General features: G+C 58.0%; 20 protein-coding genes. 7 read left to right on the plus strand and 13 right to left on the minus strand.

The genetic code is table 11. The annotated features are described in order from the left end of the window. Window positions 1-191: 191 nt before the first annotated feature. On the minus strand, window positions 192-803 hold the full coding sequence (locus tag Q669_RS17065; RefSeq protein WP_011787018.1) for a Yip1 family protein: 612 nt from the start codon (window positions 801-803) through the stop codon (window positions 192-194). Between the two features lie 260 nt (window positions 804-1,063). Here Q669_RS17065 and Q669_RS17070 point away from each other — a divergent pair, with 260 nt between their 5' ends. Beyond that, entirely contained in the window at window positions 1,064-1,867 is an 804-nt protein-coding gene (locus Q669_RS17070) for a dienelactone hydrolase family protein (RefSeq protein WP_011787019.1), read from the plus strand. Window positions 1,868-1,929: 62 nt separating this feature from the next. Here the strand turns inward: Q669_RS17070 and Q669_RS17075 are convergent, their stop codons facing one another. The 5 genes from Q669_RS17075 to cysZ all read right to left on the minus strand — a co-directional run bounded on the left by Q669_RS17075 (window position 1,930) and on the right by cysZ (window position 9,007). Continuing rightward, window positions 1,930-2,136 (minus strand): cold-shock protein, encoded by a 207-nt coding sequence (locus Q669_RS17075; RefSeq protein WP_008172950.1) that lies wholly within the window; start codon window positions 2,134-2,136, stop codon window positions 1,930-1,932. 260 nt (window positions 2,137-2,396) lie between these two features. Continuing rightward, a complete protein-coding gene (crcB, locus tag Q669_RS17080; RefSeq protein WP_011787020.1) occupies window positions 2,397-2,777 on the minus strand; it encodes a fluoride efflux transporter CrcB in 381 nt (126 codons plus the stop codon). A gap of 14 nt (window positions 2,778-2,791) precedes the next feature. Further along, window positions 2,792-5,239 carry an acyl-CoA dehydrogenase gene (locus tag Q669_RS17085; RefSeq protein WP_022993214.1) on the minus strand — a complete coding sequence of 816 codons (2,448 nt, stop codon included), beginning with the start codon at window positions 5,237-5,239 and terminating at the stop codon, window positions 2,792-2,794. Window positions 5,240-5,377: 138 nt separating this feature from the next. Beyond that, on the minus strand, window positions 5,378-8,239 hold the full coding sequence (gene rapA, locus Q669_RS17090) for an RNA polymerase-associated protein RapA (RefSeq protein WP_011787022.1): 2,862 nt from the start codon (window positions 8,237-8,239) through the stop codon (window positions 5,378-5,380). Window positions 8,240-8,257: 18 nt separating this feature from the next. After that, a complete protein-coding gene (gene cysZ / locus Q669_RS17095) occupies window positions 8,258-9,007 on the minus strand; it encodes a sulfate transporter CysZ (protein WP_011787023.1) in 750 nt (249 codons plus the stop codon). A 95-nt stretch (window positions 9,008-9,102) separates the two neighbouring features. On the opposite strand from cysZ, the gene Q669_RS17100 reads away from it, so the two are divergent. Continuing rightward, entirely contained in the window at window positions 9,103-9,507 is a 405-nt protein-coding gene (locus tag Q669_RS17100) for a teicoplanin resistance protein VanZ (RefSeq protein WP_011787024.1), read from the plus strand. Window positions 9,508-9,970: 463 nt separating this feature from the next. Here the strand turns inward: Q669_RS17100 and Q669_RS17105 are convergent, their stop codons facing one another. Continuing rightward, window positions 9,971-10,627 carry a 50S ribosomal protein L11 methyltransferase gene (locus Q669_RS17105; RefSeq protein ID WP_011787025.1) on the minus strand — a complete coding sequence of 219 codons (657 nt, stop codon included), beginning with the start codon at window positions 10,625-10,627 and terminating at the stop codon, window positions 9,971-9,973. 114 nt (window positions 10,628-10,741) lie between these two features. Here Q669_RS17105 and mnmH point away from each other — a divergent pair, with 114 nt between their 5' ends. The 5 genes from mnmH to Q669_RS17130 all read left to right on the plus strand — a co-directional run bounded on the left by mnmH (window position 10,742) and on the right by Q669_RS17130 (window position 15,306). After that, window positions 10,742-11,845, plus strand: a complete 1,104-nt coding sequence (mnmH, locus tag Q669_RS17110; RefSeq protein WP_011787026.1) for a tRNA 2-selenouridine(34) synthase MnmH — start codon at window positions 10,742-10,744, stop codon at window positions 11,843-11,845. A 133-nt stretch (window positions 11,846-11,978) separates the two neighbouring features. Continuing rightward, the gene (locus Q669_RS17115; protein ID WP_011787027.1) at window positions 11,979-12,812 is read left to right on the plus strand and encodes a mechanosensitive ion channel family protein; all 834 of its coding nucleotides are present in this window, start codon (window positions 11,979-11,981) and stop codon (window positions 12,810-12,812) included. A 161-nt stretch (window positions 12,813-12,973) separates the two neighbouring features. After that, entirely contained in the window at window positions 12,974-13,531 is a 558-nt protein-coding gene (locus Q669_RS17120; protein ID WP_014422884.1) for an aminoacyl-tRNA deacylase, read from the plus strand. A gap of 77 nt (window positions 13,532-13,608) precedes the next feature. Further along, window positions 13,609-14,904, plus strand: coding sequence for an FAD-dependent monooxygenase (locus tag Q669_RS17125; RefSeq protein ID WP_011787029.1), 1,296 nt, complete (start codon window positions 13,609-13,611; stop codon window positions 14,902-14,904). A gap of 36 nt (window positions 14,905-14,940) precedes the next feature. Further along, complete coding sequence (locus Q669_RS17130) at window positions 14,941-15,306, plus strand: histidine triad nucleotide-binding protein (protein ID WP_011787030.1); 366 nt, start codon at window positions 14,941-14,943, stop codon at window positions 15,304-15,306. 64 nt (window positions 15,307-15,370) lie between these two features. On the opposite strand, the gene Q669_RS17135 is transcribed toward Q669_RS17130, so the two are convergent. The 6 genes from Q669_RS17135 to Q669_RS17160 all read right to left on the minus strand — a co-directional run bounded on the left by Q669_RS17135 (window position 15,371) and on the right by Q669_RS17160 (window position 21,998). Continuing rightward, window positions 15,371-16,393 (minus strand): CNNM domain-containing protein, encoded by a 1,023-nt coding sequence (locus tag Q669_RS17135; RefSeq protein ID WP_011787031.1) that lies wholly within the window; start codon window positions 16,391-16,393, stop codon window positions 15,371-15,373. A 102-nt stretch (window positions 16,394-16,495) separates the two neighbouring features. Next, a complete protein-coding gene (phoU, locus tag Q669_RS17140) occupies window positions 16,496-17,218 on the minus strand; it encodes a phosphate signaling complex protein PhoU (protein WP_011787032.1) in 723 nt (240 codons plus the stop codon). A gap of 31 nt (window positions 17,219-17,249) precedes the next feature. Continuing rightward, window positions 17,250-18,137, minus strand: coding sequence for a phosphate ABC transporter ATP-binding protein PstB (pstB, locus tag Q669_RS17145; RefSeq protein ID WP_011787033.1), 888 nt, complete (start codon window positions 18,135-18,137; stop codon window positions 17,250-17,252). Between the two features lie 11 nt (window positions 18,138-18,148). Beyond that, window positions 18,149-19,423 (minus strand): phosphate ABC transporter permease PstA, encoded by a 1,275-nt coding sequence (gene pstA, locus Q669_RS17150; RefSeq protein WP_011787034.1) that lies wholly within the window; start codon window positions 19,421-19,423, stop codon window positions 18,149-18,151. After that, window positions 19,416-20,804, minus strand: coding sequence for a phosphate ABC transporter permease subunit PstC (pstC, locus tag Q669_RS17155; RefSeq protein WP_011787035.1), 1,389 nt, complete (start codon window positions 20,802-20,804; stop codon window positions 19,416-19,418). Before pstC ends, pstA begins: the two co-directional genes overlap by 8 nt. A 141-nt stretch (window positions 20,805-20,945) precedes the next feature. Further along, window positions 20,946-21,998 carry a substrate-binding domain-containing protein gene (locus Q669_RS17160; RefSeq protein ID WP_036149910.1) on the minus strand — a complete coding sequence of 351 codons (1,053 nt, stop codon included), beginning with the start codon at window positions 21,996-21,998 and terminating at the stop codon, window positions 20,946-20,948. Window positions 21,999-22,126: the final 128 nt, after the last annotated feature.

A 22,126-nucleotide genomic window follows, 5' to 3' on the forward strand; every position in this document is an offset into this window, starting at 1 on the left:
GTCATATGCTTTTTATCGTGCCCGGAAACCAAAACCGGTTGGCCTGAAAAGCTAGACCAGAGATATGAAGAACGCGTTGCCGGATTACGACAAGGCTATGGCAAATTCCGACAGGTGCATCGCAAGCAGACGGCAGTCACAAAAAACGGGAGCCGAAGCTCCCGTTTTGACAGAGTGATTAACGTGTTTGGCTAGCCGCTGACGAACACCGGCCCGAGCCCCAGATTCCAGAGAATGACCGAACCGACACGGGTGGATACCAGGATCACCAGTGCCACCGTGAGTAGAGCCCCTCCGTACATGACCGCCCGCTCCTTTTCGATGCCCATGACGATCGGTAAGCCGTCGTACATCAACCAGGCGCCGTAACAGGCCGCTGCCAGAAACACCACAGCATTGAACCAGGGCACCGGGTACAGCAGCGCAAAACCGGCCAGGAACAGTGGCGTACAGGAATAGGCTGCCAGGGCAATACCGTTAGACGGCACGTGCTCTTCCTTGGCGCCATAGGTTTTCGCCATCCAGTTAATGGCGTACCCGAGGGCGAAGACCCCCACCAGCATGGCGAGGTAGGTCAGAACGCTCATCTGGAGGGCACTGATTTCGGTGAGCTTGATCAGCCGTTCGCTACCGATAGACCAACCAAAATGGGCCGTCGAGATGTAGGCACAGATTGGCGCTATGGCCGCCAGAACGACGACGTACGCCACATAAAGACGAGTTGGATGTTCGTGTTCTTTCTTAATGGATACCCACTCATCTTCCGGGTGGGTGAAGAGACCAAACGCATGGGACAGAAGCATAAACCACCCCCTTTATTGCTGTTGTTGGTATGGGTGGATACGGTGCCCGAACCATTTCGGACTTAAAACCGTTCCTGTTCTTAACTATAGTCAAGAATCAGATTCGGGAAAGCCGGCATTGATTCTCTTTACTTATCAGATCCGGCCTATAAGACCGTTTTGTTCTGAGAACAGGACACGCCAGTGAGTCTGGATCGATTTTCTGGCTGCCAACGTAATCATGGAAGTGTCACCAATCCTGGCAAGGAGTAAAAAACGCGATGATCCGTATCAGAACCGCAGTACCCACAGCAATCCTCTCCCTTTTTATGACCAGCACACAGGCGCTTGCAGAAATGCAGACCGAAACCATTGAATACACCGTAGACGGCCAAACCTTCACCGGCTACCTGGCCTGGGACGACGAGTCCGACCAGAAACGCCCCGGCGTGCTGGTGGTACACGAATGGTGGGGCCACAATGACTTTGCCCGGGAGCAGGCGGAAAAGCTGGCAGCCTCCGGCTATACCGCCTTCGCACTGGATATGTATGGCTCCGGCAAACAGGCCGACCATCCGGATACCGCCCAGAAGTTCATGCAAGAAGCCACAAGCAACATGGAGCAGGTTAAAGCCCGCTTCCTGAAAGCCAAGGCACTTCTGCAGAACCATGACAGCGTTGACCCAGACCGTATTGCTGCCCAAGGCTATTGCTTCGGTGGTGCCGTGGTCCTGAACATGGCTCGTATGGGCGTGGATCTGGATGGCGTAGTCAGCTACCACGGTGCCTTGGGCAGCCCGCTGCAGGCCGAAGCTGGCGCTGTAAAAGCAAAAGTGCAGGTCTACACAGGCGGCGCAGATGACATGGTTCCCTCGGAACAGGTGGCCGGGCTGGTTCGGGAAATGCAGAATGCCGAAGTGGATCTGACGCTTGTCAGCTTTCCCGGCGTGAAACATTCCTTCACCAATCCCAATGCCGATAAGGTGGCCGAACAGTTCGGCATGCCAATCGCCTATGATGAAGCAGCTGCGCGGCGCTCATGGCAGGGCACCATGCGTTTTTACGAGGAAATTTTCGGGGAATAAACAGGCAACAAAAAAGGCAGCCTCGGCTGCCTTTTTTGGGTTATTGCTGAATCCTCAGGGGATTACAGAGCAACAACGTTCTCCGCCTGAGGACCTTTCTGGCCCTGAGTTACGGTGAACTCGACCTGCTGGCCTTCGGCCAGGGTCTTGAAACCAGAGCCCTGAATGGCGCTGTAGTGAACGAATACGTCCGGGCCGCCTTCACGAGTGATAAAGCCAAAGCCTTTTGCTTCGTTGAAGAACTTAACAGTACCGGTAGTAGTAGACATACTTAAACTTCCTGAAATCAATCATATTATCTGCTGCCACACACTCATAGGGTGCTGGTCAGCGTGTAACGGAAAAACAGAACTCGCGGGATCAAAAACAGGACGGTCACTACTAACTGCGGAGGTACGTCTTATTCATGAACTGCTTTACTGATTCTTTCCTACGAACCCACTCTACTCTGGAATTTCGGGCTTGCCAAGCGTAATTTCAATAATTTGTGTAGGTAGTGATACCCACAGATTCTGACTCGCCCGCAGGCTTACCCACGCACCAGGGAAAAAGTCAGAAATCCGAGTGCTGTCATCAGGATAGAGCCAACAACATGGGCCAGAATTCCGACCAGGGCCATACCCCACTTGCCTTCCTGAAGCGCGGCGAACATCTCCAGCGAGAAGGTCGAGAAAGTCGTCAGGGCGCCACACAAACCTGTCACCGCAAACAGACGCCATTCCGGCGAAAGCACACTGCTCTGGCTGAAAAAAGCCATCAACACGCCAATCAGCCAGCCACCACTGAGGTTGGCAACCAGTGTGCCCCAGGGAACGGCGTGATAACTGGCGTTAAGCCAGAGCCCAAGCCCCCAGCGCAGGTTGGCGCCTATAACGGCACCAACGCTGACTGCAAGAACCGACCACCACATGCTACCCGGCCGCCTCAGGCCGGGTTGTGGTCGATCAGGGTTTCCCGGTTTCGGGCAAACTCGTCAAACGGGAAATCATCCACGGTGAGCATTTCCAGCACCACCTCTTCATACTGGCGCATGAAGTCGGCTTCTTCCTTGCTGAATACACCGGCCTCCAGGGCGGCCTCAAAACGCTCCTCGGGATGCAGTGCGGTCATCGGCAGTTCGCCCTTGGCGTAAGCCTTGGTGGCCTTCCGATACAGCTGCTCGGCCTTGTCGTAGTCTTTCAACAGACCGTTATAGCGGGCGACGGGATTTTCCACCGTGCCTTCCCCGTCTGTAGTCCAGGCACCAGCCATCAGCTTGTTGCGAACCGGAGTATCGGTGGTGATGGAACGGGCCAGCTTGCGCGCCAGATCATCATGGGGCGCATCCCAACGGCATCCCAGCGGCAGGGTAATAGCTCGCAGAGCCAGTGCCACCGGTCGGTTCGGCAGGTTCTGGAGGAACTCGTCCAGTGCCAGCTCGGTACGATGCAGCAGATAGGCCAGGCTGTACTGCATCAGTTCTTTCTCGCCATCCACCGGCTGGGTTTCGTGCCAGTTCTTCAGCACCATGGAAGCCAGGTACAGATTCGCCAGCATGTCACCCAGGCGTGCCGAAATCAGCTCGCGCATTTTCAGCTCGCCGCCCAGGGTTGTCATGGCCGCATCGGCACACAGGCCGAAGGCAGAGCTGAACCGCGCCAGGGCCTGGGCATACTTGCGGGAGGCACTGTCGAATGGCACATCAGCCTTGCCCAGGCCCAGCGCCTGCGTAAAGGCGCGGGCGGCATTGCCAAAGATTAGCCCGGCATGACCAAAGAACGCCTCATCAAACGCCTTGATATCGTCATTGTCCTTCGCGGCAAGCTCTTTCAGCACATACGGATGACAACGGATGGCACCCTGACCGAAGATCATCAGGCTGCGGGTCATGATATTGGCGCCTTCAACGGTGATCGACACCGCCGCACCACTGTAACCAATGCCCAGGTAGTTGCGGGGTCCAAGGGTTACGGTTTTACCACCGTGCACATCCATGGCATCGGTGAGGATTTCACGCTGAAACTCGGTCAGGTGATACTTGAGGATAGCGGACGGTACCGCCGGCTTCTCGCCCCGATCGATCATATTAGCGGTGTGATTAACCGCCGCCTGAGCAATGTAGGTTTTAGCCGCAATGCGGGCCAGCGGGGCTTGTACCCCTTCCATCTCCGCCACCGGCGTATTGAACTGGCGGCGAATTCGGGTAAAGCCACCGGCCGTGCCCACAGCATAGGCAGCGGCGCCGGCAGCACCGGACGGCAGGGTGATACAGCGACCCACCGAGAGACACTCAACCAGCATACGCCAGCCCTGGCCCGCCATTTCCTGGCCACCAATAATATAGTCCAGCGGGATGAACACATCCTTGCCCTTGATCGGGCCGTTCATGAACGGGGACCCGATGGGGCAATGGCGCCGTCCGATTTCCATGCCCTCGGTATCCCGGGGGATCAGCGCACAGGTAATGCCGTAGTCTTTGGTGTCCCCCAGCAGCCCGTCCGGGTCAAACATCCGGAACGCCAGCCCGACCACCGTGGCGACTGGCGCCAGCGTAATCCAGCGCTTTTCAAAGTTCAGGCGGATACCCACCACTTCTTTACCATCCACTTCCTGCTTGCAGACGATGCCGGTGTCTGGCAGCGAAGTGGCATCAGAGCCTGCGCGAGGCCCGGTCAGGCCAAAACAGGGGACTTCCCGGCCATCGGCCAGTCTCGGCAGATAATAGTCTTTCTGCTCTTCGGTACCGTACTTCACCAGCAGCTCGCCCGGGCCGAGGGAGTTGGGCACGCCGACCGTGACCATCAGCATTTCGTTGGCGGCCAGCTTCTGCAGCACTGCAGTCTGGGCCTTGGCGGAAAACCCGAGGCCACCGTATTCCTTCGGAATGATCATGCCGAAGAACTTCTCTTTCTTCAGGAAATCCCAGAGTTCCTTGGGCAGATCGGCACGCTCAACCGCCAGATCCCAGGCGTTACACATGGAAATGGCGTGGGTGCACTGGTCGTCGACGAAGGCCTGCTCTTCCTCACTCAAACCGATGTGGCGGTTAATCAGCAGGTTGTGCCAATCCGGGCGACCGGTGAACAGTTCGCCATCCCAACCAACGGTACCCGCTTCCAGAGCCACTTTCTCAGTGTCTGACACCTTGGGCGCCACCTTCTTGAACATGGCAAACACCCGAGGGGTGAGCCAGCTCTGCCGGAACTGGGGCAAACCCGCAACAGCGGTAACGGCCGCGCCCGCCAGAAGGACAAAAGCAAGCCAGCCAGAGGCCAGAAACAGGGACAGCACACCTACCACAACCATCACGCCAATGGCGGGTTTGGCACCGGATTCCCGGCGCATCACGTACAGCAGGCCGGCCAGAGCCACCAGAAAAAGAATCAAAGTCATCTCAGGATCTCTCTGTCTTCCATGGATTGGAGTCTCCGGCCAGTGCCGGAGCCCTTTGACTACACTTCGTTACGTTCAACTTACCCTAACAGATGTCTGTTCGCCAGATAATGACCAGTGTTCAGTCGGTTAGCACCATTACGATGTGACAATCACACGGATACCTTCCAGGGCCAGGGACGCATGCTCTACAGCACTGCGGGCGGCATCCAGCTGGGTGCGCAGGAAGTCGATTTCTTCGTTGCGGATGGCCGGGTTCACTTTCTGCAGTGCTTCCAGACGCCGAATCTCCGGCATGAAGCTGTCTTCTACCCTCGCCAGCGCCTGTTCGCGAAGCGGTGACAGATGCGGCTCCGCCAGTGTCTCGACGTGGTCGACCATGGTTTCCACCTCGGCCCGGATTTTCGGCACGATGGCCTGGGCCGTGCGTCGACGGATATTGGAACAAAGCTCATTCAGCCTTTCATGGGGCAGAGCCTTGGACAGATCCCGGCCATTCACATCCACCACCAGGCGCAGGGGCGAAACGGGCAGATACCGAGTCAACTGCAGCGATTCGGGCGCCGGACAATGCACCGCGAATACGGCTTCCAGCAGGAGCGTCCCCGGGGGCAGAGCCTTGACCGAGAGATTGGCCAGGGCAGCCTTGCCCAGACCGGAACTATTCACCGAATCCATCACCCCGGTAACCATCGGGTGCTCCCAGCTCATGAACGCCATATCTTCGCGCTGCAACGCCTGCTGACGATCCCAGGTAACGGTCAGCCCGTCTTCCGGAAGCTCCGCCACCAGGCCGGCCTGGAACTGCTCGCCCGGCTTCAGGATATCCGCATGCTCACTGTGGTCTTCCAGGTCGACGCCGAGGATATCGAAAGCCTGAATCATGTAGTCCCGAACTTCAGCGGCGTTCTCCTCTTCCTCGATCCCGGCGATCAAAGCCTCAGCCTCATCAACACGACAGGAGTTCAGTTCAATCAGCGCATCCCGGCCGTTGTGCAATATGTCTTTCAGACGCGCCGTCTCAGACGCACTGGCCGCCACCAGTGGCTCCAACTGGCTTTCGTCTCCGTCCAGGGCCTGCTGCCACTGGCCCTGAACATGTTCCTGAACAGCAACACCCACGGCGCAGCTCTCGGCAAACGCATTCAGCCCTTCCTGGAACCAGCGGTACTGTACCTCCTGACTGGTGCCCTGAAGATAGGGTATGTGAATACGGATCGCTTCGGTCTGGCCGATCCGATCCAGGCGACCAATGCGCTGTTCCAGCAGATCCGGATTAGCCGGCAGATCAAACAGCACCAGATGGTGGGCAAACTGGAAGTTGCGCCCCTCGCTGCCGATTTCCGAACAGATCAGCGCCTGTGCCCCCTGCTCCGTATCGGCAAAATAGGCCGCGGCCCGGTCGCGCTCAATCAGACTAAGGTGTTCGTGGAAGGCTGCACTGCGAATACCGGCCCGTAACTGCAGATAATGCTCAAGTGCCATGGCCGTGCTGGCTTTGGCACAGATCACCACCACCTTGGCCGGGCGCAGGCTGGCCAGTTTCTTCTCCAGCCAGCTCACCCGGGGATCCTGAGCCAGCCAGTCTTCTTCATCCACTGACTGCTCGGGCGCCAGCCCGGTGACACCGTATTGATGGTGTTCATACAGGTCCGGGCACGGCAGGGGTTCCGGTAACGGCTGTCGCTCCGGGAAGCCCTGAATGGCGGCCCGGGTATTCCGGAACAACACTCGCCCGGTGCCGTGACGATCCAGCAACGCATCAATCACCGCCTGGTGGGCATCATTCCGGGCCAGCAATTCGTCCAGCTCATCTCCCAGCCAACCGGCCAGGGCCTGCCGATCGTCTTTTGAGATAGTATCCGGCGCCTGCTGCAGGCGCCGGACCACCTGATTGATCACTTCATAGTGCTGTTCTTCTTCCCGGAAGGTCTCCAGATTGTGGAACCGGGCCGGGTCGAGCAAGCGCAGGCGGGCAAAGTGGCTGGCCACGCCGATCTGTTCCGGTGTTGCGGTCAGCAGCAGCAGGCCCTGGCTGGCACCGGACAACTGCTCAACCACATCGTATTCCGGGCTGGACTGTTCCGGCGACCAGGCCAGGTGATGAGCTTCGTCCACCACCATCAGATCCCAGCCCGCCGCCACTGCGTCTTTGCGGGCCTTCTCGCTGCGCACCAGGAAGTCGAGGCTACACAGCACTAGCTGGTCAGATTCAAACGGGTTAACCGCATCGTCATCACCAAAAATATGGTTAACCAGAGCGTCGACATCATCTTCTTCGGCCTTGAGGTCGTCGTACCGGGCCTGATCAATAATGGAAAAGCGCAGATTGAAACGCCGCAGCATTTCCACCAGCCACTGGTGGATCAGTGAATCGGGCACCACAATCAGCGCCCGGCGGGCTCGACCGGTCTGCAGCTGATAATGAAGAATCAGACCTGCCTCAATGGTTTTACCCAGACCGACCTCATCGGCCAGCAGAACCCTGGGAGCATGCCGGCGTGCCACTTCGTGGGCAATATAAAGCTGGTGCGGCAGGTGCTGGGTGCGTGCCCCAATCAGCCCCTGGGCCGGCGACGCCCGCAGACGGTCCATGTGCTGAAGGGTGGCGACTCGAAGCCGGAAGGCACCGTTGCGATCAAACTGGCCGGCAAAGAGGCGCTGATGAGGCGCGGAAAAATTCACAGAGCCCGCCAGCTTAACCTCGGAAATCGGCTGAATATTCTCACCGTCATCGGCGTGATACACCAGAACGCCATCGAGATCTTCCACTGCGCGCACGGTATAGCGCTCACCGTCAAAGGTCTCTATTTCCTCGCCCTGTTGATACACGATCCGTGACAAGGGCGCATTATCGATGGCATAGGTGCGCTCTTCATCGGCAGCGGGGAACCCCAGGGTGACTCTGCGCCCCGAGATGTCCGTTACGATACCCAGACCCAGGGCAGTATCGCTGTGGCTGACCCAACGCTGGCCGATGACAAATTCCGATGTTTCCAAGAAACCTCCGATGACTGATTACTGAGTGTTTGAACCGTTTTCCCGAACCCAATAGGCCGTTGCACCACACACCGCCGCTGGCACCACAAACAGGTTGAGCACCGGCACCATCGCCGCCAGGGCGACCGGCAGGCCGAACCCGAGAGCCGACAGCCGGGTATCTCCCAACAGCTTGCGCAGAGCCGGAAAACTGACCTTGTGGTTGTCGGCCGGATAATCCACATATTGCAGCGCCATCATCCAGCTGTTGAACAGAAACCAGAGCACAGCGGCCACCAGGTTGACCACGGGAATCAGGCCAATAATGAACAAGCCCAAAGCCCTGGGCAGGTAATAGGCAATCTTCTGAACCTCCCGCCAGAGCGCACGGGGAATGTCCTTGATAATGGCGGACCAGCTATCGTCAGTAGATACCTCCTGGCCGGTCAGCTGTTTCTCGGTGAGTTCCGCCAGGTAACCATAGAAGGGAGAGCCGATCAGGTTGGCCACGATCACGAAGCCATAGGCCAGCATCAGCAGAATCACCACGCCGTACAGCAGCCAGAAAAGCCAATCGAGTGCCTGCAACCAGGCCCAGTCCGGCAACCAGGCCATGGCCGCAGCGATCATGGCGGTGAACAGTTCGGCCAGAAAATAGAACAGCAGACCGAAAAGCAGGATGTTGATGATCAGCGGGATGACAACAAACAACCGGAGGCCCGGCTGGCGAATCAGCCCGAAGCCTTCCCCCAGATAGCCCAGTCCACGAAAAAAGTTACCCTTGAGCATTACTGGTGTTCCTCCGCTGCCATGACAATAACGGGGCGCAAAGCATATCATGTCGGAACCATTCCCACAGCCCGCGAGGACTCTCGGATTCCACTATGCCCCGCATCCGTTCCATTATCGTCTCCATTCTGGCCATGCGACGGCTATGGCAGGCAGCGCTGTTTGTTTCCATTGCAGCCATCCTTTACCTGGCAACCACCAGTAACAGTTACCCCATCCCTGCGGCGCCCAATGACAAGATCAATCATCTGATTGCCTTTCTGGAGCTCACCCTGGTGACCCGCCTGGCATGGCCACGGCTTTCTGTGCTTTGGTTTGCCCCCGCCTTGCTGGTTTTCGGCCTGATACTGGAGGTGGTGCAAGCCAACCTGCCGTACCGGGATTTCTCCCTCGCAGATCTGACAGCGGATGCCGTTGGCATCGGGCTTGGCCTGCTGCCTTGGCCGGGACTTCGACTGGCTCAAGAAACGGATTTGCGAAAATCGCCCGAATCCTTGTGAGACATTTCCTACATGCCTGTAGGAACTCCCTGTGACATCTCGTACGCAGTCTGTAACTCCAGTTACAAACCAAAATCTACATGAATGATTTGTAACAACTTTCCCATGCTTGACGAGTTCGGCAACGCGTTCTGCGTGCATAGTTCACACGTTTGTAAAGCTGGCATTGGTAATATGAACACCGTCAAGGATGACAGGGAAAGGACGACGCACTGGATGCACCCCGGCACGGACTGCGGGGAGAAGCAGGGACACAGGGACGCTTCGCTTAAGGGATAACGAATCGGATCGCCGGCTCGGATGCTGGCACCAGGGAACGGCAGCAAGGAATGGCAACACGGCGGTTGCCCATCGCGCACGGAGGCGCCAACCTGTTCCGAATCTGAACTGCCCCGGACGGCGGTTCAGTACCTGTTCAAGGGCAGCTTGATGGCTGCCCTTTGTTTTTTCTGGTCAGAAAAATTCAGTCACCGCCGGCCAGATAGATCCTCACCTTGTTGAATTCCTCAAACTCATTCAGATCCGGCCAGGTTCTGGCTTCGATCACAGCCTGCTGCACATAACCGGAATGACCAAGATCCTTCACTCGCGAATCCGCCAGCAGCACTTGGGTCGAGGCTGCTTCGAAGGCCGCCAGTAACGGGCGATTTTCAGGGTCGTACAGAACATCCGCAGCGGTAATCAGATCGACGCTCCCGGGCCGGTTTGCCCAGTCGTCACACAGATCAATCTCCACATTGTTCAGGCGGGCATTGGCGGCCGCGGCATCCAGCGCTGCCGCGTCGATGTCGCAGGCTATGGACCGGGCAGCACCGGCCAGTGCGGAGGCGACAGCCACTACCCCTGAACCGGAGCCAAAATCCAGCACGGTCTTGCCAGCCACCACGTACGGATGCTGCAGAATCCACCGGGCCAGCACCTGCCCGCTGGCCCAGCAGAACGACCAGTACGCCGGTTCGGCCACCACAGCCTGGGCTTCATCATGGCTCAACGGTCCATCCAGCACCCCCGGGTCAAACAGATACAGCTGGATATCCGGGCAGCCCGCAGGCGCCGAAACCGCCACCCGACCTCGACTCAGTGTTTTCTGAAGATGCCGATTGAGAACATCCGGGCTCATAATTTTCCCTCGCCAGTGCTGAAAGGACGTGGGATTGTACCCTTGTCCGGGATGCCGGGATATCGCCGGTTCGGTATACTGCCGCCTCACCCTGAATCACAGTGATCCGTTGATATGGCCAGCAGACCCGATACCGACGACTACCTCAACCTGTTCCTGAACGATGTGCCGCTGATGGACGTCCGGGCGCCGGTGGAATTTGCCAAAGGTAGCTTCCCGTCTGCAGAAAACGCCCCGCTGATGAACGACGAAGAACGGCACCGGGTGGGCATCTGTTATAAGGAAAAGGGCCAGGACAAGGCCATTGAACTGGGGCACCAGTTGGTCTCCGGCGACATCAAGGCCCAGCGAATTGAAGCCTGGAAGCGCTTTGTGGCACAACACCCGGAGGGGTATCTGTTCTGTTTCCGGGGCGGATTGCGCTCGCGCCTGACCCAGCAGTGGATCAGGGACTCCGGCATCGACTACCCGCTGGTGAAAGGCGGCTACAAGGCCCTGCGTCGCTTCCTCATTGACAGCCTGGAAGCACAGATCGAATCAGGTCAGTTCCGGATTCTCAGCGGCCGCACCGGTACTGGCAAGACCCGGGTACTGATGCAACTGCCCAATCCGGTCGATCTGGAGGGCCTGGCGAATCACCGGGGCTCCAGCTTTGGCCGGCAGGTAACTCCCCAACCCTCCCAGATCGACTTCGAGAACCGGCTGGGGGTGGCCATGCTCAAGGCCAGGCACCAAGCGGGAGGGCCAATCTACCTTGAAGACGAAAGCCGCCTGATTGGCCGCTGCGCCCTGCCGGAAACCCTTCGGGCCCGGATGTCTGAATCACCCCTGCTGATTCTGGAACAGGCCATGGAAGAGCGTATTGCCATCATCCGGGCCGACTACGTTGAAGGCATGCTGGCCAGTTACCGGGCCAGGGACGGTGAAGACGCCGGCTGGCTGAATTTCCGGGACTACCTGTTGAGCGCCATCGACCGCATTCGCAAACGCCTGGGCGGCGAGCGTTACCAGAAACTCCGTAACCTGATGCTGCAGGCTCTGGATCAACAGGAAGCCAATGGCTCCCTGGAAGGGCATCATGGCTGGATTGAGGCCCTGCTGACCGACTACTACGACCCCATGTACGACTACCAGCTTACCCAGAAACAGGGCGAAATACTGGTACGGGGCGGCCCCGAAGTCATCACCGAGTGGGCCAGATCCCGCACCAGCACGTAATCCTGGGCGTTGGCAGTAATGCCGTGTACAGCTTTCTCTGCTATATAGTTGGTTCAGACAAATCCCGCTGAACCACGTCATTTGTCGATAAGAACTCACTCAGAAAATATTAACGATCAAGGAGTTTTTCCCTATGGAAGAGTTATTCGGTGCTAACGGGCAGGCCTCTGAATGGGCGGATCAGGCCATTGCCCTGATCATGGCTTATGCCCCAAAGGTTCTGCTGGCGATTGTTACGCTGATTATCGGCCTCTGGCTGATCAACCGGTTCGTCAGGGTGCTGGACAACCGCCTTGGCAAAAAAGATCCGACCCTGAACAAGTTTCTCTGTGGCCTGATCAGCGCCATTCTGAAGATTCTGCTGCTGATCTCCGTCGCCTCCATGGTGGGCATCGCTACCACTTCGTTTGTCGCCATCATCGGTGCCGCCGGCCTGGCGGTGGGCCTGGCCTTGCAGGGCAGCCTGGCCAACTTTGCCGGTGGCGTGCTGATCCTTATCTTTAAACCCTTCAAGGTCGGCGATGTTATTGATGCCCAGGGCTTTCTGGGCTCGGTGCGGGAAATCACCATCCTCTACACCATTGTCGACACCTTCGACAATCGCCGGATCGTGATCCCCAACGGCCAGCTTTCCAACGCCAGCCTGACCAACCTGAGCGCCTACGAAACCCGCCGCTGCGACATGAGCTTCGGCATTGGCTATGGCGATGACATCGACAAGGCCAAGGCCATCTGCAAACGCCTGATCGAAGAGGATGAGCGCGCCCTGAAAGACCCGGCGCCGCTGATCGTTGTTGGCGCCCTCGGCGAAAGCTCGGTAGACCTGACGGTGCGCGCCTGGACCAAGGGCGCCGATCTGTGGCCGTTCTACTGGGATATGCAGGAGCGGGTGAAAAAGGCCTTCGACGCCGAGGGCATTTCGATTCCTTTCCCGCAACGGGACGTGCACATGTACAAGGCTGATTAAACGGAACCATTTCACATGGAAACATCCGGTAACTCGCAAAGTGCGTATCCTGAACTAAGCTGACGACAAGGCGGGGTAAAAACCCCGCCTGCCATCGGGGCCCGGCCCGGGAAAGGCGGATGGCTCCACAACACTGTCGATGCTGTCAGGAGGTTGTGAACATGCCGGCAAAGCAGCTGAAAACATTTCTGGATGAGGCAGGTGTGGACTACATGTGCCTCTCTCACCCCCCAGCCTTTACCGCCCAGGAACTTGCCCATCACGTCAAGATCGCCGGAGATCGGGTAGTCAAAACCGTCATTATCGAACTCGATGGCAAAATGGCCATGCTGGTGATGCCGGCCACCTGGCGTATTCGCTGGGACAGACTGAGCAAGATTCTGGACACCGATTTTGTCGACCTGGCCGACGAACAAGCCTTTCAGGATCGCTTCCCCGATTGCGAAGTGGGCGCCATGCCGCCGTTTGGCAACCTCTTTGGCATGAGCGTTTACTGCGCCGAGGCTTTAACCGAGCAACCGGAACTGGCCTTTGCCGCCGGCAGCCACAGCGAATCCATTCACATGAACACCCGGGACTTCCTGAGCCTGGTACAACCCATGGTTATCAACCAGGGCTTCACCCGTCCGGGCGCCCGCAAACCGGCCTGGCTGGTCCGCAACCCCCGCCGCTCCGGCAATCGGGAGGAGACACCGGCTACCTCCATGGCCGGCTACTGATCCACCCGGGATTGACCCCGGTCGCTTGTCTGCAGCACGGCATCGCGTAAACTGAGGCCAGCAGACAGGAACCGGATATGACACAGACCTTTGACACCATCATCGTAGGCGCCGGCATGGTCGGCGCCGCACTTGCCACCGGGCTGGGCCAGCAGGGCATCCGCGTGGCCCTGATCGACCAGGCTTCCCCCGCCCCCTATCAGCCAGACAGCCACCCGGATATCCGGGTATCCGCCCTCAGCGCCGGCAGCGAACGCTATCTGGCCAGCCTGGGTGCCTGGCCACGAATACTGGCCATGCGCGCTACCCCATATTGCCGCCTGGCGGTCTGGGACGAGACACCAAATCCGCTCAAACGACTGGTGCCCCGAAGCCTGACCGAGGTGGAATTCGACGCCAACAGCCTGGGCGCGCCGCATCTTGGCCATATCGTTGAGAACAGCATTACCCAACTGGCTCTGTGGCAAACCGCCGAAACGGAAACTGACGTCACCCTGATCACAGGCCACAGCGTTCGGGACCTGGTCCAGAGCACAGAGTACGCCACGGTGACCCTGGATGATGGCAGCCAGTTGCAGGCCCAGCTGGTGGTCGGCGCCGATGGCGCTATGTCCCGGGTGCGGGAGTTAGCGGGTATCGGTGTTACCCGGGATCAGTACGAACAGCAGGCCCTGGTGATCTCGGTGCGCTATCGGGGCAATGTGGAAGACATTACCTGGCAGGGCTTTTACCCCAGCGGTCCCAGGGCCTTCCTGCCCTTGCACAGCGCTGGCGAGCAGCACCCTGGAGAGAGCTGGGCCTCCCTCGTGTGGTACGACCACCCGGCCCGACTGGACGAACTCAAGGCCATGGGCGAACAGCAACTGATGGCTGAGATCCAGCAGCATTTCCCCGAACGACTACCGGAGCTGACCCACATTGACGCCAGGGCCAGCTTTCCCATCGCCCGCCAGCATGCCAAGCACTATTACCAGAACCGGGTGGTGCTGGCAGGCGACGCCGCCCACACCATCAATCCGCTGGCGGGCCAGGGCGTCAATCTGGGCTTCCAGGACGCCCAATGCCTGCAGGGCGTGCTGAAAGAAGCCCGGCGCGGGGGCGAAGACCTGGCCAGTGCGCACTGGCTCAAACTCTATGAACATCGCCGCCGGCCCGCCAACCAGCGGATGATGCTGACCATGGATCTGTTCTACCACCTGTTCAGCAATGCCATTCCGCCAGTGCACCTGGCCCGCAATCTCGGGCTTGGCGCTGCTCGGGTACTACCGTTCGCACGCAATCGCGTCGCTCGCTACGCCATGGGCCTGGATGAACAGTTGCCCGCGCCGATTCAACAAATCGTTAATCGCCTGCCCGGCCTGGGTGGCCTATAGTGGCGTACGCGCATTTACTCGACACAAGGAGCCGTTATGTCTGAAACCATCTTCACCAAGATCATCAACCGGGAAATTCCCGCCGACATCGTGTACGAAGACGACATCAGCCTGGCCTTCAAGGACATCAATCCACAGGCCCCGGTGCATCTGCTGATCATTCCGAAGAAAGCCATTGCCACCATCAATGACATTGGGGAAGACGACCGTGAGCTGGTCGGCCATCTTTACTGGGTGGCGGCAAAGCTGGCCAAAGACATGGGCTTTGCCGACGATGGCTACCGGGTAGTGATGAACTGCGGTGAGAATTCCGGCCAGACCGTGTTCCACATTCACCTGCATCTGCTCGCCGGCAAACCCCTGGGCTGGCCGCCGTACACCGACAAGATGAAACAGGCCTGAGCATCCTTCTCACAGACTTGTCGCACAGAATGACAAAGGGCAGCACTGAGGCTGCCCTTTTTGATTACTGCACGGCCGACCGCTTCAATCGTCGGCTCCAACGCTGTTTGGCATAGCGGCGCAGGTTGGAGACATTATCGGTCTCATCCATGATCTCCGTACCCAGCAGGGTTTCCAGAATATCCTCCAGAGTCACCACCCCGAGCCAGGTTCCCAGCTCGTCGTACACCACCGCAATGTGCTGGCGCTCCCGCAGCATTTCCGAAAACAGGAACTCGATGTTGGTGTTGGCCTTTACCTGTTTGATCTGGCGCAGCCGGCTTTGCAGGTCGTCATCGTCGCTCATGCTGATCAGGTCTGCCCGATGCACGTACCCCAGGGTCTCCCCGTCTTCATCAATCATCGGGTAGCGTGAAAACGGCGACTTCATCACCTTTTCCCGGAATTCCGGCACGGTGGTGTCCGGATCGATAAATTTGCACACCGTACGGGGGGTCATGACGGAACTGACCTTGATCTCGTGGAAACGAAGTACGTTGTGGATAATCCGGCGCTCTTCCTCATCCAGAGCCTGCTGATCACGGCCGATCTCTACCAGCGCACTGATTTCGGCGCGAATATCGGTATCGCCGTCACCCGGGGCAATCCTGCGCGTAACCTGCTTCGACAGCCAGACAAAAGGTAGCAGGGCTTTCATCATGAATCCCAGCACCGCCGGCAGCGAAGGGGCGATCACACGCCAGTACTTGGCGCCGATGGTTTTCGGGATAATTTCCGAAAAGATCAGGATCGCCAGGGTCATCGCCGCTGATGCCGCACCCAGCCAGACCTCACCGAAGACAACCGCCACCTGGGCTCCAACGCCGGTAGCGCCGGCCGTATGGGCAATGGTATTGAGGGTCAGGATCGCGGAAAGCGGATCGTCGATTTCATCCTTGAGCCGGCGCAAGCGTGCAAACAGTTGCGGCCGATCATTTTTCAGGGACGCAATGTAACTGGGCGTGATAGACAGCAGGGCTGCTTCGAGAATAGAACAGAGAAATGAAAAGCCGATGGAGATAATCGCGAATGCGACAAGGAGAATCATAGGGCCTCAGAAATGAATTTGTCCCCGCCATGATAGCGCAACTGCGGGCAGGGACAAGAGCGGAAACGGCCACCGAAAGCAGCCGTTCCCAGCCACCCGGGATTAGCGGCCAACCACCCGTTCCGCTTCCTCCATCGGGGTATGGCGAACGTCTTCGCCCTTGACCATGAAGATCACGTTCTCGGCAATGTTGCAGGCATGATCCCCCACCCTTTCCAGGGCACGAAGCACCCACATCACTGACATGCAGCGGGAAATATTGCGGGTATCTTCCATCATGAAGGTCAGCAGGGTACGGGCGGCAGCCTGGTACTCTTCATCCACCCGCTTGTCCTCTTTCATGATCCGCAGTGCCTGCTCGGAATCCAGCCGGGCAAAGGCATCCAGTGCATCATGCAGCATGGTCAGCACGTGGTTGCCAATGTGACGGATTTCGACGTAACCGCGGGGTGCCTGACCTTCCTCCACCAGCTTGATGGCCATTTTGGCAATCTTCTTGGCTTCGTCTCCAACCCGCTCCAGATCCGCCACCATCTTGATCACAGAAATTACCAGGCGCAGGTCCCGGGCAGTGGGCTGACGACGGGCGATGATCAGGGTAGCCTCTTCGTCCAGGTCCACTTCCATTTTATCGACTTTCTTGTCGTTGGCGCGCACTTCCTCCGCCAGGTGGCTATCGCCATCGACCAGGGCCTGCACTGCCCTTTCAACCTGGGTTTCCACCATTCCACCCATCTTGAGGAACTGGGTCTTCAGCTCCATCAGTTCATCATTGAACTTGTGGGAAATGTGATCCCCGTAAACATCATCCTTTTTATTAGGCATAGTGTCTGTCTCCGTTATCCCCGAACATGCATCAGCCGAAACGGCCGGTAATGTATGACTCCGTCAGCTCATGTTCCGGAGAGGTGAATACTTTGTCGGTTTCGTTCACTTCCACCAGGTGGCCAAGGTGGAAGTAGGCGGTGCGATGGGAAACCCGGGCCGCCTGCTGCATGGAGTGGGTCACAATGACAATGGTATAGCTCTCGGACAGCTCCGCAATCAGCTCCTCAACCTTGGCCGTGGCAATCGGGTCGAGTGCGGAACAGGGTTCGTCCATCAACACCACCTCCGGGCTCACGGCAATCGCGCGGGCAATACACAGCCGCTGCTGCTGCCCACCGGACATCCCGGTGGCGGTGGCATCCAGACGGTCTTTTACTTCGTTCCAGAGCCCCGCCTTGCGCAGGCTGTTCTCCACAATGTCATCCAGATCGGACTTGCGATTGGCCAGGCCGTGGATGCGTGGGCCATACGCCACGTTATCGTAGATCGACTTGGGAAACGGGTTCGGCTTCTGGAACACCATGCCCACTCGGGCACGCAACTCCACCACATCCCGCTTGGAATCGTAGATGTCCTGCTCGTCCAGCTGCAGCGAGCCCTTGACCCGACAGATGTCGATGCTGTCGTTCATGCGGTTCAGGCAACGCAGGAAGGTGGACTTGCCACAGCCCGACGGCCCGATAAACGCAATCACCTCGTTACGGGCAATATCCAGGCTGATGTTCTTGATGGCCCGGTCTTCACCGTAGAAAACCTCGACGTTGCGCAACTTGAACTTGGGATCGTCGGCAAACGGCGTTCCGACCGTTTTACCCTCTTCAATCACTGTCTCTGCCGGTCGTTCGTCCTGCACCGGAATGGCCTTCTCTTCGGGCACATCAGCCTCACTGGTTACCGTTGTATTCAGGGTATTCATATAACTCCTCCTCACCACCGGCGCTCAAGACGCTTACGAAGCCAGATGGCCAATGCATTCATTCCAATCAGGAAAGTCAGCAGCACCATGATGGCTGCTGACGCTCGTTCGATAAAGGCAAGCTCCGGGCTGCCGGCCCACAGGAACACCTGTACAGGCAATACCGTGGCGGAATCGAAGAAACCATCGGGCACATCCACGATAAAGGCCACCATGCCAATCAACAGCAAGGGCGCAGTCTCTCCCAGGGCCTGGGCCATGCCGATGATGGAACCGGTCAGCATGCCAGGCATGGCCAGCGGCAGCACATGGTGCAACACCACCTGCATCTTGGAGGCACCGATGCCCTCGGCCGCCTCACGGATGGAAGGCGGCACACTCTTGATCGCCGCACGGCTGGAAATAATGATAGTGGGCAGGGTCATCAGGGTCAGTACCAGACCACCCACCACTGGCACCGAACGCGGCATGCCGAACAGGTTGATGAACACGGCCAGACCCAGCAGACCGAAGATGATCGAGGGTACCGCCGCCAGGTTGTTGATGTTGACCTCAATGAAGTCGGTCAGTTTGTTCTGGGGCGCGAACTCCTCCAGATAGATGGCCGCAGCCACCCCGATCGGGAACGACAGCGCCAGAGTCACAACCATGGTCAGCAAAGAGCCAACAATCGCCCCGAGAATGCCGGCACGGGACGGATCCCGGGAATCGCCCCGGCTGAAAAACACGTCATTGAAACCGGTATCCACCACGCCGCGCTCGTACAATGTATCTACCCACGCCTGCTGCTTCTCGTTCAGCTTGATGGAGTAGTTCTCATCCCCGGCATGTTTGACGTACACATCCACATCGGTATGGGACAGGAAGGTCATGGTCTGGGTGGTATTAAGCAACTCCGGGTTTTCCCGAAGCGCATCCCGCAGCTGATTGGAGGCATAGGGGTTGATCAGATCTCGGACATCGTCCCTGTCCGACTCCCCGGCTTCCGGGATTTCTTTCATCAAGGCGCGGATCAAGGGCTCGACAAAGTCGGCCATTTTCATCTGGCGTTCGTCGGACGCGTCGTCCAGATACATGGCCTCACCGTCGATATCCACCTCCAGGGTAACGGTGGTTTTGATAAAGGCGGTATGGCCCTTGCCAATAATATCGGCAAACAGGATCACCAGAGCCGACAGGGCAATGGCGATGGCAGCGATACCATAGGCACGGAAGCGGCGCTCCTTGCGGTAACGGCGCTTGAGTGACTGGCGGACAAGTTCCGCCTGTGAACGTTGATCAGTCATACTGTTCCCGATATTTGCGGACAATTTTCAGAGCAATAACGTTAAGCAGGAGCGTGGCCAGGAACAGCATCGCACCCAGGGCGAAGGCGGCCAGAGTTTTGGCGCTGTCGAATTCCTGGTCACCGGTCAGCAGGGTGACAATCTGCACGGTTACGGTGGTCACCGATTCCAGCGGGTTAGCGGTCAGATTCGCCGCCAGGCCTGCAGCCATCACCACAATCATCGTTTCACCAATGGCCCGGGATACCGCCAGCAGTATCCCGCCCATGATCCCGGGCAACGCCGCAGGAAAGATAACCTTTTTCATGGTCTCGGACTGGGTGGCGCCGAGTGCCAGCGAACCATCCCGGAGTGTTTGCGGCACGGCGTTGATAACGTCGTCGGAAAGAGAGGAAACGAAAGGAATAATCATGATGCCCATCACCCCACCGGCTGCCAGGGCACTTTGGGAAGACGCATTGATACCCAGGGAAGCGGCAAAATCACTGATAAACGGCGCCACCGTCAGGGCGGCAAAGAAGCCGTAAACCACAGTCGGAATACCCGCCAGCATTTCCAGCAGCGGCTTGAAAATACCCCGTACCCGCTTGTTGGCATACTCAGACAGATAGATGGCCGATAAAAGCCCTACCGGTACCGCAACCACCATGGCAATGGCAGAGATCAGGAGCGTGCCTGTAAACAGGGGAACCATCCCGAAGGCGCCCTCGGCTGCCACCTGATCGGCGCGCAACGCCGTCTGGGGGCTCCATTGGGTGCCGAAGAAAAACTCAAAGAAGGAAATCTTCTGGAAGAAACGGAAGGTTTCAAAGGCAACCGAAAAGACAATGCCAACCGTGGTGAGGATCGCCAGCGCAGCGCAGGCGAAAAAGATCCATTTCAGGGTGGTTTCAACCTGGCTCCGGGCATTCAGCTTCGGGCTGATCCGGATCCAGCCCAGAAAGCCGGCCAGCACCGCAACGGCAACAACCAGAACCGACATGTAGAGCCGACTTTGAGCACGCAAAGCCTGCAACCGCTCGGCTGCCTCGGCAATCGGAGCCTCGACAAAGCCCGGAGGCAGGGCGCCACTGGCCACGTTGCTGATTTTGCTGAGCAGCAGACTGGCTTGCCCTGCCCCTTCCGGCACCAGGTCTGGTGGCAGGGAGCCGATCACCAGCAACTGAATGACTTTACCCTGAAATGCCGCCCACAGTGCCAGCACAATCAATGCCGGAATGCCGCACCAGAGCGCAGCACGGGCACCGTAATAGAACGGCAGGGATTTGAGATGCCGGATACCACCCATCGGCATGGCCAATGAGCGGGAGCGGGCATATCCAAGACCATAAGCCACCACCACGAAGGCAATGACCAATAGCATGAGGTTAGCCGGTTGCATGAAAATTCCTGTTTGACACGTTTAGCAGGTCACAAGTGTAAAGCGTAAAAAACCAATTCGCACTTTCAACTATCTTACGTGCGAAAGGGTGCGGCCCTTCAGAGCCGCACCCTTTCGCTCACTACTCGCGGTAGTCCGCGCTCACATCAGCTCGTCTTTGGTCAGGTTAGGCATCTTTTCAGCCTTCTCCTGCAGATCCATCAGCGCATCGCGCGGCGGAACGATCAGACCAACGCTTTTCAGGTAGCCATTCGGGCCCATGGCGCCCATGCCGGTAAACTCCTGAGCGTACTCCTGGATGCCAGGAACAACACCAACGTGGGCTTTTTTCACGTAGAAGAACAGTGAACGGGCAACCGGGTACTCATCGGCAGCGATACCTTCGGCAGTTGGCACCTTCCCGTTCAGGGTAGCAGCCTGCAGACGATCAGCATTCTCTTCCAGGAAGCTGTAACCGAAGACGCCGTACATGCCGGTATCACCAATCAGCTTCTGGACGATCAGGTTGTCATTCTCACCCGCTTCGATGAAAGCGCCGTCTTCGCGAATGCTCTGACACACACCTTCCATGTCATCTTCACTCATGTTGGCAACTGCAGGCAGGTCTTCACAGCCGCCCTGCAGAGCCAGCTCGTTGAAGGAGTCACGGGTACCGGAAGTCGGAGGCGGCCCCATCACACGGATCGGCTTGTTCGGCAGGCTGGAATCGATGTCGCTCCAGTTCTTGTACGGGTTGGCGATCAGCTCATTCTCGTTTTTCGGGTTGGGTACTTCTTTACCCAGCGCCAGGAACAGCTGCTCCAGAGTTACTTCAAGATTTTCGGCTTCTTTGGAGCTGGCGATCACGATGCCGTCAGAACCAATGCGGAACTCGGTGATGTCCTTCACGCCATTGCTCTGGCACAGATCAAACTCGGACGGCTTCATACGACGGGAAGCGTTGGTGATGTCCGGGTGCTGGGTGCCTACGCCCTGACAGAACAGCTTCAGGCCGCCACCGGAACCAGTGGATTCCAGCTTGGGTGTCGGGAAATCGGTGTTGGCACCAAAACGCTCGGCTACCACAGTAGCGAACGGATACACGGTGGAAGAGCCCACGATGCTGATGGTGTCACGGGCCATGGCCGGTGCAGACAGGGCGGCAACAGAGCCGGCCAGCGCAACGGTTGCAAGTGCTTTGTTCAGTTTCATCACGTCGAGTCTCCATTATTTACTTTGGACGTTGTGTCGGATCTGCTTTACCGATGAATGCATCCTAGGGGCACTCTGTGACAACTTTGTTACAGCTTTTGAAATATAGCTGTCATTGTTCAAATTTTCTT

This window comes from Marinobacter sp. C1S70 (assembly GCF_000475355.1).
Taxonomy (GTDB): Bacteria; Pseudomonadota; Gammaproteobacteria; order Pseudomonadales; family Oleiphilaceae; genus Marinobacter; species Marinobacter nauticus.

What these genes read in the sequence shown, in the direction of transcription:
- Q669_RS17065 (WP_011787018.1), bottom strand. Translation starts at nt 803, where the DNA reads ATGCTTCTGTCCCATGCGTTTGGTCTCTTCACCCACCCGGAAGATGAG.
- Q669_RS17070 (WP_011787019.1), top strand. Translation starts at nt 1,064, where the DNA reads ATGATCCGTATCAGAACCGCAGTACCCACAGCAATCCTCTCCCTTTTT.
- Q669_RS17075 (WP_008172950.1), bottom strand. Translation starts at nt 2,136, where the DNA reads ATGTCTACTACTACCGGTACTGTTAAGTTCTTCAACGAAGCAAAAGGC.
- crcB (WP_011787020.1), bottom strand. Translation starts at nt 2,777, where the DNA reads ATGTGGTGGTCGGTTCTTGCAGTCAGCGTTGGTGCCGTTATAGGCGCC.
- Q669_RS17085 (WP_022993214.1), bottom strand. Translation starts at nt 5,239, where the DNA reads ATGACTTTGATTCTTTTTCTGGTGGCTCTGGCCGGCCTGCTGTACGTG.
- cysZ (WP_011787023.1), bottom strand. Translation starts at nt 9,007, where the DNA reads ATGCTCAAGGGTAACTTTTTTCGTGGACTGGGCTATCTGGGGGAAGGC.
- Q669_RS17100 (WP_011787024.1), top strand. Translation starts at nt 9,103, where the DNA reads ATGCCCCGCATCCGTTCCATTATCGTCTCCATTCTGGCCATGCGACGG.
- Q669_RS17105 (WP_011787025.1), bottom strand. Translation starts at nt 10,627, where the DNA reads ATGAGCCCGGATGTTCTCAATCGGCATCTTCAGAAAACACTGAGTCGA.
- mnmH (WP_011787026.1), top strand. Translation starts at nt 10,742, where the DNA reads ATGGCCAGCAGACCCGATACCGACGACTACCTCAACCTGTTCCTGAAC.
- Q669_RS17115 (WP_011787027.1), top strand. Translation starts at nt 11,979, where the DNA reads ATGGAAGAGTTATTCGGTGCTAACGGGCAGGCCTCTGAATGGGCGGAT.
- Q669_RS17120 (WP_014422884.1), top strand. Translation starts at nt 12,974, where the DNA reads ATGCCGGCAAAGCAGCTGAAAACATTTCTGGATGAGGCAGGTGTGGAC.
- Q669_RS17125 (WP_011787029.1), top strand. Translation starts at nt 13,609, where the DNA reads ATGACACAGACCTTTGACACCATCATCGTAGGCGCCGGCATGGTCGGC.
- Q669_RS17130 (WP_011787030.1), top strand. Translation starts at nt 14,941, where the DNA reads ATGTCTGAAACCATCTTCACCAAGATCATCAACCGGGAAATTCCCGCC.
- Q669_RS17135 (WP_011787031.1), bottom strand. Translation starts at nt 16,393, where the DNA reads ATGATTCTCCTTGTCGCATTCGCGATTATCTCCATCGGCTTTTCATTT.
- phoU (WP_011787032.1), bottom strand. Translation starts at nt 17,218, where the DNA reads ATGCCTAATAAAAAGGATGATGTTTACGGGGATCACATTTCCCACAAG.
- pstB (WP_011787033.1), bottom strand. Translation starts at nt 18,137, where the DNA reads ATGAATACCCTGAATACAACGGTAACCAGTGAGGCTGATGTGCCCGAA.
- pstA (WP_011787034.1), bottom strand. Translation starts at nt 19,423, where the DNA reads ATGACTGATCAACGTTCACAGGCGGAACTTGTCCGCCAGTCACTCAAG.
- pstC (WP_011787035.1), bottom strand. Translation starts at nt 20,804, where the DNA reads ATGCAACCGGCTAACCTCATGCTATTGGTCATTGCCTTCGTGGTGGTG.